14 protein-coding genes are annotated in these 15,395 nt (G+C 60.8%); 9 read left to right on the top strand and 5 right to left on the bottom strand.

From position 1 onward, the window contains the following. Window positions 1–3: 3 nt before the first annotated feature. The 5 genes from QTL94_RS09205 to QTL94_RS09185 form a co-directional block, all read right to left on the bottom strand. Window positions 4–1,341: an NAD(P)/FAD-dependent oxidoreductase gene (locus QTL94_RS09205; RefSeq protein ID WP_289801305.1), complete on the bottom strand. Its 1,338-nt coding sequence runs from the start codon at window positions 1,339–1,341 to the stop codon at window positions 4–6. After that, window positions 1,338–2,855, bottom strand: coding sequence for an aldehyde dehydrogenase (locus QTL94_RS09200; protein WP_289801304.1), 1,518 nt, complete (start codon window positions 2,853–2,855; stop codon window positions 1,338–1,340). Before QTL94_RS09200 ends, QTL94_RS09205 begins: the two co-directional genes overlap by 4 nt. Then, window positions 2,848–3,762, bottom strand: coding sequence for a dihydrodipicolinate synthase family protein (locus tag QTL94_RS09195; protein ID WP_289801303.1), 915 nt, complete (start codon window positions 3,760–3,762; stop codon window positions 2,848–2,850). The genes QTL94_RS09200 and QTL94_RS09195 overlap by 8 nt, the downstream gene beginning before the upstream one ends. Window positions 3,763–3,779: 17 nt before the next feature. Continuing rightward, window positions 3,780–4,475: a GntR family transcriptional regulator gene (locus QTL94_RS09190; protein ID WP_065692602.1), complete on the bottom strand. Its 696-nt coding sequence runs from the start codon at window positions 4,473–4,475 to the stop codon at window positions 3,780–3,782. A 385-nt stretch (window positions 4,476–4,860) separates the two neighbouring features. After that, a complete protein-coding gene (locus QTL94_RS09185) occupies window positions 4,861–5,811 on the bottom strand; it encodes a LysR family transcriptional regulator (RefSeq protein WP_289801302.1) in 951 nt (316 codons plus the stop codon). 96 nt (window positions 5,812–5,907) lie between these two features. On the opposite strand from QTL94_RS09185, the gene QTL94_RS09180 reads away from it, so the two are divergent. Genes QTL94_RS09180 through QTL94_RS09140 form a run of 9 tightly spaced genes read left to right on the top strand, consistent with a single transcriptional unit; the run spans window position 5,908 to window position 15,284 of the window. Continuing rightward, window positions 5,908–6,783 (top strand): dioxygenase family protein, encoded by an 876-nt coding sequence (locus QTL94_RS09180; RefSeq protein WP_502944112.1) that lies wholly within the window; start codon window positions 5,908–5,910, stop codon window positions 6,781–6,783. Further along, window positions 6,780–7,841 (top strand): maleylacetate reductase, encoded by a 1,062-nt coding sequence (locus QTL94_RS09175; RefSeq protein WP_289801300.1) that lies wholly within the window; start codon window positions 6,780–6,782, stop codon window positions 7,839–7,841. The genes QTL94_RS09180 and QTL94_RS09175 overlap by 4 nt, the downstream gene beginning before the upstream one ends. A 58-nt stretch (window positions 7,842–7,899) precedes the next feature. Next, on the top strand, window positions 7,900–9,180 hold the full coding sequence (locus QTL94_RS09170) for an ABC transporter substrate-binding protein (RefSeq protein ID WP_289801299.1): 1,281 nt from the start codon (window positions 7,900–7,902) through the stop codon (window positions 9,178–9,180). Between the two features lie 52 nt (window positions 9,181–9,232). Beyond that, window positions 9,233–9,952 (top strand): ABC transporter ATP-binding protein, encoded by a 720-nt coding sequence (locus QTL94_RS09165; protein ID WP_289801298.1) that lies wholly within the window; start codon window positions 9,233–9,235, stop codon window positions 9,950–9,952. Continuing rightward, window positions 9,952–10,674: an ABC transporter ATP-binding protein gene (locus tag QTL94_RS09160; protein ID WP_289801297.1), complete on the top strand. Its 723-nt coding sequence runs from the start codon at window positions 9,952–9,954 to the stop codon at window positions 10,672–10,674. The genes QTL94_RS09165 and QTL94_RS09160 overlap by 1 nt, the downstream gene beginning before the upstream one ends. Continuing rightward, a complete protein-coding gene (locus QTL94_RS09155) occupies window positions 10,661–11,524 on the top strand; it encodes a branched-chain amino acid ABC transporter permease (protein WP_289801296.1) in 864 nt (287 codons plus the stop codon). Before QTL94_RS09160 ends, QTL94_RS09155 begins: the two co-directional genes overlap by 14 nt. Before the next feature lie 8 nt (window positions 11,525–11,532). After that, entirely contained in the window at window positions 11,533–12,648 is a 1,116-nt protein-coding gene (locus QTL94_RS09150) for a branched-chain amino acid ABC transporter permease (RefSeq protein ID WP_289801295.1), read from the top strand. After that, window positions 12,641–14,395, top strand: a complete 1,755-nt coding sequence (locus QTL94_RS09145; RefSeq protein WP_289801294.1) for an FAD-dependent monooxygenase — start codon at window positions 12,641–12,643, stop codon at window positions 14,393–14,395. Before QTL94_RS09150 ends, QTL94_RS09145 begins: the two co-directional genes overlap by 8 nt. Before the next feature lie 7 nt (window positions 14,396–14,402). Then, a complete protein-coding gene (locus QTL94_RS09140; RefSeq protein ID WP_289801293.1) occupies window positions 14,403–15,284 on the top strand; it encodes an intradiol ring-cleavage dioxygenase in 882 nt (293 codons plus the stop codon). Window positions 15,285–15,395 lie beyond the last annotated feature (111 nt).

Below are 15,395 nucleotides of genomic sequence, written 5' to 3'. Positions count from 1 at the left end.
GGATCATCCCTCGCGACCTGCACGCAATTCCTGCAAGCGGATCACCGAATTGATCCCGAGCCACGCGAATGGCTCGGGCGGCAGCCTGGTCGGCGCCGGGTGGTCCATGTACCGAGTGAGTTCCTGGGATGCGGTCGACGTGGCGAGCTCCGCTGCCATCATTCCGGCAAGCGTGCTCTTCACGGTTCCGAGGCCGTTTTCGCAGCATGCCGAAAACAGGCCTTCCTCGACCTCGCCGAATGCCGGCGAATGATTGCGACTGAGACACAGTCGCCCCGCCCAGCTGTGCTCGAAGGGAAGTCCGGCAAGTTCCGGAAACCGTGCGTCAAACGAGCGCCGATGTTCGGCAGCCATCTTCGTCATGCGTTGCTCGCTCACGGCGACCTTGGTGTCGTATGTATATCGCGTGCGGATGACGATGCGCGAAAGCCCGTTGGACGTGATCTTGCGGATCGTCGCCCCCATGGCGTCCGCTGGCAGGAGAGCCCATCGTTCCTCGCCTGCGATCGCGGATGTCGCCGGAAAGGGAGCGGTCATCGATGCATAGGCAAAGATGTGCATCAGCCGCCCGCCGAAATGGCCGAAGTCATCGATGTGTCCGTTGACGCCGAGGATGACTTTCGGCGCCGTAACTGTTCCGGACGGACAGGTCGCGGTCCAATCGCGACCATGCCTTGCCAAAGCGGTGACGGGCGAGCGCTCGAAGATGTCGACCGTGCTTGTTAGTCCCGCCGCAAACTGCCTTACGTAGTCGGCAGGCTGGATCAACACCGTGCCAGGCGTATAAAGCCCGCCGAGGTAATAGTTCGATCCTGTTAGATCCCGCATTTCCTTGGCGTTCAAAAACAGGTGCTTCTCGCCAGCCGTTCCCAGGGAGTGCCCAAAGTTCGCATTGAGATTCATGCCACGTGCTGTTGCCGCGGCATTGATCTTGCCGGCCGGGTCGAAAGTTTCGCGCGACATCCCGAACTCGTCCGCGGCCTCCCGCGCAAAGGCGATGGCGGAGCGGTTCTGCGCCATTTCGATCCGTGTCGCTTCGTCGCCTCCGCTCGAATATTCGCTTGCCGAGAGATTGTGTGGCACGTCGATCATGAAGCCGGAATTCCGTCCCGACGTGCCTTTTCCGATCTCGCCGGCGTCCACCAAAACGATCTTTTCACCCGGGCGCAGTGTACGGAGGCGTCGGGCAGCCGAGAGCCCGGCAAATCCGGCGCCGATGACCAACCAGTCGGCAGACACGTTGCCGTCGAGTTTTCTCAAGGGAAATGGGCGCTGACTGATGGCCTCCCAGCCAGAGACCCCGTTCTCAACCGGCAGCCGTCTGACAGGGTTGCTGGTCATCGGATGCTCTCGTCGATTGACCGTTCGGAGATGTCGATCCAGATGGTCTTCAGTTCGCAATAATTGTCGTGAGCGAATGCCGACTTGTCGCGACCGCCGAATCCGGATTCCTTGTAGCCGCCAAACGGCGTGGTGGCGTCGCCTTCGCCGAAGCAATTGACCGTAACCACGCCGGCGCGGATGTCTCGCGAGAGCCGGATCGCGTTGCGGAGGCTGCCGGTGTAAACGGATGCCGTCAGGCCATAGTTGGTATCGTTCGCAAGCGCGACCGCCTCGGCGAGCGTATTGAAGGTTGTCACCGACAGCACCGGTCCGAATATCTCTTCCTTGAAGAGACGGCTCGAGGGCGTCACGCCATCAACGACCGTCGGTTCCACAAAGATGCCGTCATGCGTGTCGCCGCCATAGGCAACCGACAGCTTCTCCTTCTTTGCATCGTCAAGGAAGGATGTGACTTTCTCGAAATGCGCCTTGTTGACCAGGGCGCCGATGCGGTTGTCCGGGTCGAGCGGATCGCCGGTTCTCCATTCCCGCATGTAAGCGCCGATCCGCTTCAGCAGATCGTCCTTCACGTTGGCATGGACGATGAGGCGCGAGGTGGCCGAGCAGTTCTCGCCCATGTTCCAGAAGGCACCGTTGACGACCTGTTCTGCAACGAGATCGAGATCCTCGGCATCATCGAGAACGACGGCCGGGTTCTTGCCGCCGCATTCGAGGACGACCTTCTTGAGATTGGAATCGGCGGCGTAGCGCAGGAACCGGCGCCCGGTCGGCGTCGATCCGGTAAAGGCGATCATGTCGACGTCCATGTGCAGGCCGAGCGGTTCGCCGACCTCCTTGCCGCTGCCGGTAACGACGTTGAAGACGCCCGCGGGGATCCCGGCTTCATGCGCGAGTTCCGCAACCCGAAGCGTTGTCAGCGTCGTGTCCTCGGCAGGCTTCACGACAACGGAGCAACCGGCAGCCAAGGCCGGGCCGATCTTCCAGGCAAGCATCAGGAGCGGGAAGTTCCAGGGAAGGACGCAACCGACGACGCCAATCGGCTCGCGGACGATCATCGTCAGCGCATTCGATCCGACAGGAGCGGTATTGTCGTAGAGCTTGTCGATCAGCTCGGCATGCCAGCGCAGCGTATGGATGGTGTCAGGAATGTCGACCGTCTGGCACTCGCGGACAGGCTTGCCGCTATCGAGACTTTCCATGACCGCAAGTTCGTGGCGATTGCGCTCGATGAGCTTGGCGAGTTCCAGGAGAACCTGCTTGCGTTCGCCAGGCGAGCGCAGCCGCCAGCGGCCATCGTCAAACGCCGCGCGGGCCTTCGCGACGGCATGGTCGACGTCCGTGCTGTCGCAGGCCGCGACCTTGGCGAGCGTATCGCCGGTCGCCGGGTTCTTCGCCTTGAAGGTCTTGCCCGAGCTTGCAGGCCGAAAGGTGCCGTCGATAAAGGCGTTCGTCGGGAATTGAAGGTCGGCTGCAATCGCCTTGTATTCGGCGGCGGTCAAGGGCTCATGCATGACAATTGGCTCCCGATGTGATCTGGCCGACCGTGCGCTTCAGCGTCGAAACGACGGTCTCAAGTGTTCGCTTCTCTTCCGAATTGAGGGGACGCAGCGGAGCCCGCACGGAGCCGGTCTTCAGCCCGATGATCTCGCAGCCGTGCTTGATCGACTGGACGAACTTGCCGCATTCGAGGAAATCCATGAGGGGCAGCATCGCGGTCATGATGGCGCGGCCCTTGTCGAAGTTCTTCTCGATGACGCAGGCCTCATAGAGCGCGACGTGCTCTCTGGGCAGGAAGTTCGAGCCGGCGCAGACCCAGCTTCTTGCGCCCCAGGCAAAGAACTCGAGCGCCTGGTCGTCCCAACCGCACGAGAGGGCGATGTGCGGGAACTTGCGGGCAAGCAGATGCAGGTTGCCCATGTCGCCGGAGCTTTCCTTAATGGCGACGACGTTCTTGGATTTTCCGACGCGGGAGAAATACTCCTCGCCCATCATCACGCCCATGCGGGCCGGATAGTTGTAGAGCATGATCGGCATGTTCGCCGCGCGATCAACGGTCATTGCATGAACGGCGTTCTCGCGCTCGGTCGGCAGGGCGTAGGGTGGCGTCGACACGAGGATCGCATCAGCGCCAATCTCCTTCGCCGCTTTGGCGTATTCAACCGAATCTTCCGTGCGGGTAGCGCCGGTTCCGATGACCAGCGTCAGTCGGTTGCCGATCACATCCTTGGCGTAGGCGCCAAGATCGAAACGCTCCTGGCTGGTCTGTGCGTAATATTCGCCCGTCGACCCACCGACGATAATCCCATGAACGCCAGCTTCAATGAGCGATTCCAGGACAGCAGCGAACGCCTTCCGGTCGATCTGCCCGCTCTCGTCGAGCGGGGTCACGGCCGGGGTGTAGATCCCCTCGAATTTCACGATGACTTCTCCAGTGATTAAGTGGCCGGAGTGCCGACCAGGGCGTCCGCCTTGAGGCCCTGTGGCGCGATGAACATCTCCATGTTTTCGCGCGACAGTTCCCAGTGTTCGAAGACGAGATCGACAACCGCATCCTCGTCATGCGCGCTCAGTGCCTCGATGAAGGCGTCGTGGTGCTCGACCGCGACCTGCAGGCGACGCTTCATGTCGTCGTTGCGAGGGCGGAAGAAGGTGTGGCCGATACGGGCGTGATCGATCAGCAATCGGCCCAGGCTTGGCTGCAGGTAGGCATTGGCCGACATCTCGCCGAAAATCTCATGGAAGCGATTGTTTTCGAGAACCATGGCAAGCGGATCCATGTTCACGCTCGCCGTGCGGAACCGCTCCTGGGTCTGCTGGAGATCCGCCAGTTGCGTCGACTTGAAATTCTGCACCGCCAGCCGCCCGATCGCTGCGTAGATCATCGGTGCGACCAGGAAGAAGTTTCGGAGCGTAACATGGTTCATCGGGATGACCCGCGCTCCACGGTTCTCGCGGATGTCGATGTATCCCTCGCCTGCAAGGCGTCGAAAGATGTCGCGGACCGGCGTCCGCGAGAGCCCGTAGCGCTCGCTGAGGCTGCCCTCGTCAAGATCGGTGTCGGGATCAAGTTCCATCGTCAGGATCTGACGCTTCAGGTCCTCGTAGAGATTGCTTTTGATCGCCTTCGCCATTTTGGGGCCAACTCCTCGTTCCTCGACATGCAAACCATACACCTTCGAGAATGAGAGTCAACGGATTGTGTACTTTGTGTACACAATAGATGTAAATGTAAAATACAAATGGGTATGAGTGCGGACAAAAGCCGTGTCGATACATGGGGTCGTCGAGGGTTCTTAGGAGTTAGTAGCGGTGGCCGAATACGCTAGGTTGCTGCACGCCAGACGCCACTGCCGGAGGTCGGTCTTCTCTGTCGGGCAGCAGGTAGCATGCTGGCGCGTCTGTCGTCACAGTCAGGTCGGCCAGGTGATTGTTGACGAGCCAAGGCGAAAATCGTTGTCCGCGAGCGGCCACCCGGGAGATGGCGCACTGTGCGGCTTGCTCAGACTGAAGGCCCGATTAGCCGCCCCAGATAACCGCTTCCTCGTGGCGCTTGATGAGATGGCGAAGCGTCTGGAAACCGGAGCGGATGTGATTGGCGAATTGTTCGACAGCCGGCGCGCGCGGCGCGTCGACGCGCTTCAGGATGGCGAGGGCTCGTTCGGGGTGGGGGATGTTGATCGGAAGAGCGGTGATCGACCTCTCCTTGCGCTGCGCAAAGACGACGCTATGCGGCATGACGGTAAGCGCGTCGGAGACCTTCAGGTAGTTGATGACCCCCATAAGGGATCCCCCCGAGTAGCGCACCTTTATCTCCGTGCCACCGAACGACAGCAACAGGGCGCGGAGGTCCGCCAGCAGCGGGCTTCCCGGCGGCGGCGCAACCCAAGGATAATTCAGAAGCTGGCTTGGCTGCGGTTTCCTCTTCAGAAGGAGAGGGTGTGTCACACCACACGCGATGACGTTCCGGCCCGGAAGAATCTGCTGGAATTCCAGACCCGACCCTTCGTCCAGGATGTCGATGGGGCAGATTGCGATGTCGATCTGGTCAGCTTTCAGCCCGGCGCGCAGATCCGGGAAGTACCCATAGCTCTGATCGATGCGCACATCGGGATGTGTGACCTGAAATTCCGCGCACAGCCCCGCGATCAATGAGTCCATGAAAAACGGCGTTCCACCCACCCGCACCACGCCGCTGTTGCCGATCCGAAAGCTCTCCACCAGGTCGGAGGCCTTTCGGGATGCCGCAAGCATGACGAAACCGTGCTCGGCGAGGGCCAGGCCGAAGGATGTCGGCTGAAGCGGGCGCCTGCCCTTGATGAATAGCGGCTCGCCGACCCGGCGCTCAAGCATGGAGAGGGTTCGCGAGACCGCGGATTGCGCTAGTCCAAGCAAGGCCGCGCCCTCGGTCACGCCGCCGGTCTTTACCACCGCGGCCAGTTGAATGAGATGGCGTTCGTCAATCTTCATAACAATCCGTTATATTGACTAGCAATAAAATCATCAATGCCTCGCAACGTCGTTGATAAGGTACTTTCTACCGGCAGGCGATTTGGGAGGATGACGATGGCGGGCGGTGTTCCGACACTCACATTCAGCGAGGCGACCTCATCGGAGGTATTTGCCGAGCGTCTCGCCAGCCAGAAGAATGCTGACGTGGCATGCCTGATCGCCGCAGCCGTTACCCATGTTCACGATCTCATCAAACAGTTCCGCCCAACGCAGGAAGACTGGCGCAAGGTCATCGCCTTCCTGACCGAGGTCGGCCATGCTTCCGACGACAAACGTCAGGAATGGGTGCTGCTTTCCGATCTGACAGGGGCCTCGGCTCTCGTCGAGGAGATCAATTCCCGACGGCCGAAGGGGGCTACGCCCAACACCATCCGTGGACCGTTCTTCAGAGGCGACGCTCCGGCGCGTAAGCCGGGTGCGTCGATATCATTGGACGGGATCGGCGAACCTTTGGCGGTGTCCGTTCGGGTTCAGGACCTCGATGGCTTGCCGATCAAGGACGCGGAGGTTGTGACCTGGCAAGCGAACGCACAGGGCTTCTACGAGAACCAGCAGCCTGATTTGCAGCCGGAGCACAATCTGCGTGGCCTCTTTCGCACTGATGCCGACGGCGGAGTCCGGTATCGCTCGATCGTTCCTTCCGGCTACGGCGTGCCGGGTGACGGACCCGTGGGACGGTTGCTGTCAGCGGCCGGGCTGCCGCTTCACCGCCCGGCAAATCTGCATTTCCAGGTACGGGCCGAGGGTTTCGAACCGATTACCACGCACATTTACGATGCGAGCGATCCCATTCTTTCAGAAGACGCGCTCTTCGGCGTTCGCCCCGAGCTTGTCCATCGCTTCGAGCCCGTGGAACTTGGCGATGGAGGAGGAAAGGCGGTGGCAATCACCTTCACCATGGTTCGTTCGAAACCGGGGAAAACGATATGAGCGTCGAGTTTTCATACGCCGGCAGTCCTGCCCGTATCATCTTCGGAAATGGTGCGAGGAAGAGCCTGTCGGAATGGATTGCCAAGTCGGGCGCCAGACGCGCGCTTGTCCTCTCCACTCCCCACCAGAAGGCCGATGCCGAGGCACTGGCTCGGGAAATCGGCGACGTTGCTTGCGGCGTCTTTTCCGGGGCGGTCATGCACACGCCCGTGGATGTCACCGAGGCTGCGATGAAGGTCGTTGCGGAGACGCGGGCCGACTGCGTCATCTCGCTCGGCGGCGGATCGACAACGGGCCTCGGCAAGGCGATCGCCTATCGGACCGACCTTCTCCAGATCGTCGTGCCGACGACATATGCTGGTTCCGAGGTCACCCCCATTCTCGGTCAAACCGAGGGCGGACGAAAAACGACAGTGAAGGATGCGAAGATCCTCCCGGAAATCGTTATCTACGATCCGCTCCTGACCTATGGGCTGCCGGTTTCAATGAGCGTGACAAGTGGTTTGAACGCCATGGCCCACGCCGTCGAAGGGCTCTACGCGCAGGATCGCAATCCGATCTCGACCTTGATGGCAATCGAGGGGCTTCGCGCCTTCGCCCGCAGCTTGCCGACGATCGTGAAGACACCCGACGACGTGGAGGCGCGCAGTGACGCCTTCTATGGTGCATGGTTGTGCGGCACCGTTCTCGGAACCGTCGGCATGGCGCTCCATCACAAGATTTGTCACACGCTCGGCGGTTCCTTCGATACGCCGCACGCCGAAACGCACGCGGTGATGCTGCCTCACACGGCCGGCTTCAATGCGAAGGCGGCGGCAAAAGAGCTTGCGCCGGTCGCGGAAATATTCGGCGGATCGGTTGGCGGCGGTCTCTGGGACTTCGCGAAGGCAATTGGCGCGCCGCTGTCACTTCGCGATTTCGGTCTGACCGAAGCGGATCTCGACAAGGCGGCGGGCATAGCTGTGGAGAACCCTTACTGGAACCCGCAGCCGATCAACCGCCAATCCATCCGGCAGCTTCTGCAAAATGCCTGGGAGGGCCGCCGGCCATCTGAATGAATTTTTGACGCGCTGTTGAGCGCGCTCTTTGGGAGGAGAGAGAATGATGGGAGGACACATGTTTACGAGACGCGATTTTCTGAAGACGACCGCAGCCGGTGGGGCTGTCATCGCCACATCAGGCCTGGCTGCGCCGGCGATTGCCCAGGATAAGGCGATCAAACTCGGCTATGTGAGCCCGCAGACGGGACCACTGGCAGCGTTCGGAGAGGCTGACAAGTTCGTCATCGACGCCTTTCTGGCGACGACGAAAAAGCTTGGTCTGAATTACGAGGTCGTCGTCAAGGATAGTCAATCCAATCCCAACCGCGCCGCGGAAGTTGCCAAGGAGCTGATTGTCACCGACGAGATCAATCTGATGCTCGTCTCGTCGACGCCTGAGACGACCAATCCGGTCTCGACGACCTGCGAAGGCGAGCAGATGCCATGTATCTCGACCGTGGCTCCCTGGCAGCCATGGTTCATCGGGCAGCAGGGCAATCCCGGCGATCCGACTTCGTGGAAGCCGTTCGACTACGCCTACCATTTCTTCTGGGGCCTTGAGGACATCATCGCGGTTTTCACCGGAATGTGGGGGCAGATCGACACGAACAAGAAGGTCGGTGGGCTGTTCCCCAACGATGGCGATGGCAACGCCTGGGGCGACAAGGTCGTCGGCTTCCCGCCGGTCCTTGAGAAGCTGGGCTATTCGCTGACCGACACGGGCCGCTACCAGAACCTGACGGACGATTTCTCGGCCCAGATCAACGCCTTCAAACAGGCCAACGTAGACATTCTGACCGGCGTGATGATCCCCCCGGACCTCACGACCTTCTGGAACCAGGCAAAGCAGCAGGGCCTGAAGCCGAAGATCGCATCGATCGGCAAGGCACTTCTATTTCCGCAGACGGTCGAGGCGCTTGGCGACGCCGGGCACAACCTCTCCACTGAAGTCTGGTGGACCCCGAGCCATCCCTTCAAGTCCTCACTTACCGGAGAGACCACCGCGGCCGTTGCCGATGCCTTTACGAAGAGTACCGGTCGCCCCTGGACGCAGCCAATCGGCTTTGCCCATGCGCTGTTCGAACTTGCTGTCGACGTCATGAAGCGCGCCGGCGACGCGGGTGACGGCGATGCGGTTGCCAAGGCGATTGGCGAGACCAAGCTCGACACGCTCGTCGGCCCAATTGCCTGGGGCAACGAAAAGCTGCCGCCGTTCGCACAAAAGAACGTGGCCAAGACGCCGCTGGTCGGTGGTCAATGGCGCCTCAAGTCAGGCGGTGGCTACGATCTTGTCGTCGTGGAAAACGGGCTGGCGCCGAACGTGCCGCTCGGCGGAAAACTCGAAGCGCTGGCTTGAACCGGCAACCGCCCGGCAACATTGCCGGGCGGCTCCGGTGCGGAGACGATCCATGCCTATATTGCAGCTCAACAATGTCTCGAAGTCGTTCGGCGCGCTCGTCGTTGCCGATGCGATCAGCCTTTCGGTAGAGCCGGGCGAGGCGCTCGGCGTGATCGGGCCGAACGGCGCCGGAAAATCGACGCTGTTCAACCTGATCAATGGCAATCTTTCGGTCGCGAGCGGTTCCGTCAGCTTCGATGGCAAGGACGTGACCTCTATTTCCCCAATGCAACGCTGTCTGGCGGGCATGGGGCGAACCTTCCAGATTCCGCAGCCGTTCGAACGGCTCACCGTCTATGAGAATCTTCTGGTCGCCGGTGCATTCGGCTCGCAGGCGAGCGAAAACGACGTGGCGGGCATTTGCGCCGATATCCTCGTGGAAACGGGCCTCATCGCCAAGGCCAACGTGCAGGCGTCGTCGCTGACACTCCTCGAACGCAAGCGTCTCGAACTCGCTCGCGCACTTGCGACCCAGCCAAAACTTCTGCTGCTTGACGAGATCGCCGGCGGCCTAACCGAAGGAGAGTGTCAGCAACTGGTGGCAACCATCAAGAGAGTGCATGCCCGAGGCGTGGCGATCATCTGGATCGAGCATGTCCTTCATGCGCTGACGGCGGTGGTCGAGCGGATACTCGTCTTGAATTTCGGACGGGTCATTGGAGTCGGCACACCGCAGACCATCATGTCGTCGCAAGAAGTTCGCGAGATCTATCTGGGGATGGAGGTCTGATGCCGAGCCTTCTTGAAACACGCGCGCTCACCGCGTTCTACGGCGATTTCCAGGCTATCTTCGGTGTCGACATGGCGCTTGACGCCGGAGAGACGATCGCCGTCATCGGCGCTAATGGAGCCGGGAAGTCGACGCTCATGCGATCGATCGCCGGAATTCTTGCCAACCGCCCCGACATGATCCTCCATCGTGGCGAGCCGATCGGGGCGGAAGACGCCGCGGACGTGGTGCGGCGAGGCATCGCGCTCGTCCCCGAAGGACGGAAGCTATTTCCTTCGCTGAGCGTGGAAGAGAACCTCCAGATCGGCGCCTACGGACGCAAGACACAAGGCCACTGGTCGCTCGATACCGTCTATGCCCTGTTTCCCATACTCAAGGAACGTCGGCGAAACCCAGCGACGGCGCTTTCGGGCGGGCAGCAGCAGATGGTGGCGATCGGACGGGCGCTGATGTCCAATCCGGAAGTGCTTCTTTGCGACGAGTTGAGCCTCGGGCTGGCTCCCGTCGTGATCAAGGACATTTACAGCGCCTTTTCGAAGATCCGCGCTGCGGGTGCTGCGATCGTGATCGTCGAACAGGACATCGGCCAGGCGCTGAAGGTCGCGGATCGCGTCTATTGCATGATGGAAGGCAGGATCACGCTGAGCGGCCGTCCGGCAGAGCTCGATCGCGCCGATATTCACGCGGCCTATTTCGGAGCGGGCACCCATGAACTGGCTTGATACACTTCTGCAAGGCGTTCTGCTCGGCGGGTTTTACGCCTTGTTCGCGGCCGGCCTCAGCCTCGTCTTCGGCATCATGCGTCTTGTCAATCTCGCCCATGGCGACCTCATCGTCCTCGCGGCCTTCCTGATCCTTCTCATCGTATCGACGCTGGGCTTGAATCCGTTTCTCGCGGCGATGCTCGCCGCGCCACTCATGTTCGCGCTAGGCTGGCTGCTGCAATATCATCTTCTCAACAGAACGCTTGGCAAGGACATTCTGCCACCACTTCTGGTCACCTTCGGCTTGTCGATCGTGATCCAGAACGGGCTGCTCGAAACATTCACCGCTGACAGCAAGCGCGTCTCCGCCGGCACCCTGGAAACGGCATCGGTCCAGTTGGCAGGGGTAACGGCGGGGCTGATGCCGCTGATCACCTTCGCGTCAGCCATCGTTGTCATCGTGGCGCTCAACCAGCTTATCTATCGGACCGCGCTCGGGCGGGCCTTCAGAGCGACATCGGACGACCTCGTCACGGCGCGGCTTATGGGAATACGCCCGAATTCGATCTTCGCGATCGCGACGGGGATCGCGATGGTGATCGTCACGGTGGCGGCGCTATACCTCGGAACACGGGCGAATTTCGATCCAACCTCGGGTCCCGCCCGGCTTATCTATGCCTTCGAGGCGGTCATCATCGGTGGGCTTGGCTCGCTCTGGGGAACGCTTGCCGGCGGAGTGATCCTGGGCGTGGCGCAAACAGTCGGCGCCTCGATCAATCCGGAATGGCAGATTCTGTCGGGGCATATCGCGTTTCTCCTCGTGCTTCTGTTTCGGCCACGAGGTCTCTTCCCCAGGGCCGTGGATTGAGGTGCATCATGACGACCGGTTTCGAGACCATGACCAAGGACATTGACATGCAAAGCGAGTGGAAGATCGAGACGCGGACCACCTTGTCCGGCATCTTCTCGATCGTCTCGCTCGTGGCAGTCGTCGCAATGGCGGCGGCGCCGTTTGCCGTCTCTCGCGGGGTCGTGCAGGATCTGTTCTTCATCCTCACCATGCTGACATTGGCGCAGAGCTGGAATCTTCTTGCCGGTTATGCCGGGCTGATTTCGGTTGGACAGCAGCTCTTCGTAGGCTGCGGTGCATACGCCCTGTTTGCCGCCGTGATCCTGGCAGGCTGGGATCCGCTGCTAGCCATCCCCGTCGCCGGTCTGTTTTCCGCGTTGATCGCCATCCCGACGGCCTTTTTCGTTTTTCGACTCTACGGTCCATATTTTGCGATCGGCACCTGGGTCATCGCGGAGGTCGGCCGGCTTATCCTTGCGCAATGGAAAGCCTTGGGTGGCGGTACCGGCACCTCGCTGCCGCGCGACGCCACGCGTGAGATGGTCGGAATTTCCGGGCTTGCAGATTGGTTTGGCATGCGCCCGTCGGCTGCTGCTGATGCGTTGGCCTACTGGCTGGCGCTGGCAGCGGCAGTGGCGACGATCGCGCTTGTCTATAAACTCCTGCGCAGCAAGCACGGCCTCGGGCTTGCGGCCGTGCGCGACAACGAGACGGCGGCGCGGGCCCTGGGCGTTGATGCCCGTCGGTTGAAGACAGCGATCTATTTGCTGACCGCCTTCGTGACCGGCGTGGTCGGCGCGCTCATCTACTTGCAGAAGGGGCGCATCTCCCCCGATGCGGCGTTTTCGCTCACGGATTGGACTGCTTATGTGGTCTTCATCGTGGTGATCGGTGGCATCGGCACGATCGAAGGTCCTATCCTCGGCGTGCTGGTCTTTTTCCTGCTGCAGAACGCCTTTTCGAGCTACGGATCCTGGTACCTGTTGGCGCTCGGGGCGCTGGCGATCGTCACGATGCTCTTCGCGCCCCAGGGGCTCTGGGGTCTGATCTCCCACCGCACAGGATGGGAACTCTTTCCGGTCCGCCGACGCCTGAGGGGCGGATCTGCTTCATATTCTGAAAAGGGAGGGCCGAATGGCTGACATTACCACCGACGTCTTGATTATCGGAACGGGGCCCGCAGGGTCTGCGACGGCGGCGCTTCTTGCGAGCTGCGGACTGGAGCCGCTTGTCATCAACCGCTACCGCTGGCTCGCGAATACGCCACGTGCCCACATCACCAACCAGCGAACGATGGAGGTTCTGCGCGATCTGGGCCGCGATGTGGAGGACGAGGCCTATATGTTCGCCGTCGAGCAGGATCTGATGGGGCAGAACGTGTTCTGCACGGCAGTCGCAGGCGAAGAAATCGGCCGGATGCAAAGCTGGGGCAACCACCCGCTGTCGAGGGCCGAGCACCTCCTGTCGTCTCCCAGCCGGATGAACGACCTGCCGCAGACTTTCATGGAACCGCTGCTCTTCAAGACCGCATGTTCGCGCGGTGCTCAATCGCGCATGTCGACCGAGTATGTCAGCCACGTTCAGGACGGCGAGGGGGTGACGACCACGTGCCTTGACCGCCTGACGGGCAAGGAATTGACGATACGGTCTAGGTTTCTGATCGGAGCAGACGGAGGAAACTCCAAGGTCGCCGAGCACGCCGGGCTGACCTTCGAAGGCAAGATGGGTGTTGCCGGATCGATGAACATCCTTTTCGAAGCCGATCTGTCGAGATATGTGGCCCACCGGCCGTCGGTTCTCTACTGGGTGCTGCAACCGGGCGCCGATGTCGGCGGCATCGGCATGGGTCTCGTGCGCATGGTCCGGCCATGGAACGAGTGGTTGATCGTCTGGGGCTACGACATCAATCAACCGGCCCCGCAGGTTGACGATGCATTCGCGACCAAGGTCGTCAGGGAGCTCGTTGGCGTTCCGGATCTGAAACCGAAGATCAAGTCCGTGTCGACCTGGACCGTCAACAACATGTATGCGACCACGCTTTCAAAGGGTCGCGTCTTCTGCATGGGTGACGCCATTCATCGGCATCCACCATCCAACGGCCTCGGATCGAACACCTCCATTCAGGACGCATTCAATCTCGCCTGGAAGCTGGCCATGGTGCTCAAGGGACAAGCAGGCGAGGGTCTGCTCGACAGCTACCAGGCCGAGCGCGCACCGATCGCCAAACAGATCGTAACCCGTGCCAACAAGTCGATCGAGGAATTCGGACCGATCTTCAAGTCGCTGGGTCTGCTGGATTCGGTCGATCCGGTGAAAATGCAGCAGAACATGGACGCTCGATGCAACGACACGGCTGACGCAGAGCGTCAGCGCGAGGCCATTCGCAAGGCGATTGCCAGCAAGGTCTATGAGTTCGACGCGCACGGCGTCGAGATGAACCACCGCTACAATTCGGAGGCGGTCGTCAAGGACGGACAGCCGGAACCGAAATTTGAGAGGGATGCCGAACTTCATTTCCAGCCGACGTCATGGCCAGGCGCACGATTGCCGCATGTCTGGCTGTTTGGCCAGGACGGCGAAAAGGTCTCCAGTCTTGATCTGACTGGCGATGGGGTCTTCACGATCCTGACGGGTATCGGCGGCGATGCGTGGGTCGCCGCTGCGAAGGCCGTTTCCAAGGAATTCGGAATCCAGATCAACGTACACAAGATCGGACCGCGGCAGGTCTGGCAGGATTTGAGCGGCGATTGGGCACGGGCCCATGAAATCCGTGATTCCGGCGTGCTGCTTGTGCGTCCTGATCACCACGTCGCATGGCGTGCCGAGGCGGTGGTGGCCAACGCCGAAGGCGAATTGCGCCGCGTCATGAAAGCCGTCCTGGATCGGTGAGATGAAGATGAGTAGCGAAGAAAAAGGATACTTCACTGAGGCAAGCTCGGTCGAAGTCGTCACGAGCCGAAACGTCAACGCAAAGGACGAGCGGCTGAAGCAGGTGATGGAGGTCGTGACGCGAAAGCTGCACGAAGCCGTCAAGGAACTGGAGCCGACTCAGGACGAGTGGATGCAGGCGATCATGTTTCTCACGCGTACGGGGCACACCTGCACCGACTGGCGGCAGGAGTTCATTCTGCTGTCGGACGTGTTGGGTGTATCGATGCTTGTGGACGCAATCAACAATCGAAAGCCCTCGGGAGCTTCAGAGAGCACCGTGCTCGGGCCATTCCACGTCGCCGACGCACCGGAATTGCCGATGGGTGCCAATATCTGCCTCGACCAGAAAGGCGAGGATATGGTGATCAGCGGCCGGATCCTCGACACGGAGGGTGCCCCGATCGCGAACGCTGTCATCGATGTCTGGCAGGCCAACGACGAAGGCTTCTACGACGTCCAGCAAAAGGGCATTCAGCCGGACTTCAACTTGCGTGGAATCTTCCGGACAGGCGCCGATGGACGGTATTGGTTCCGCGCAGTGAAGCCGAAGTTCTACCCGATACCAGATGACGGGCCGGTCGGGCAGTTGCTCGGTCAGCTCGGTCGTCATCCCTATCGCCCTGCGCACCTCCACTACATCATCAAGGCGAATGGGTTCGAAACGCTGACAACGCATATTTTCGATCCCGACGATCCCTACATTAATTCCGACGCGGTATTCGGAGTTAAGGAAAGTCTGCTGGCCAAGTTTCGCCTGACGAACGACGCCGAACGCGCCAAGGAGCTCGGTTTCTCGGACAGGTTTTGGGAGGTGGAGCATAACTTCGTGCTCGCGCCTGGCACCTAGGCGGCTTGTATCGGCGTGGTGGATCAGCTGCAGGATTGGTGGGCATCGCTCACCAACTCAGCAACCTGGAACCGTTGTATATCCCATTGACATATCCCGCGTACGAAACTA

The organism is Rhizobium sp. S96 (genome assembly GCF_030382195.1).
In the GTDB taxonomy this organism is placed as follows: Bacteria; Pseudomonadota; Alphaproteobacteria; order Rhizobiales; family Rhizobiaceae; genus Rhizobium.
This window is presented reverse-complemented; position numbering and strand designations above follow the sequence as displayed.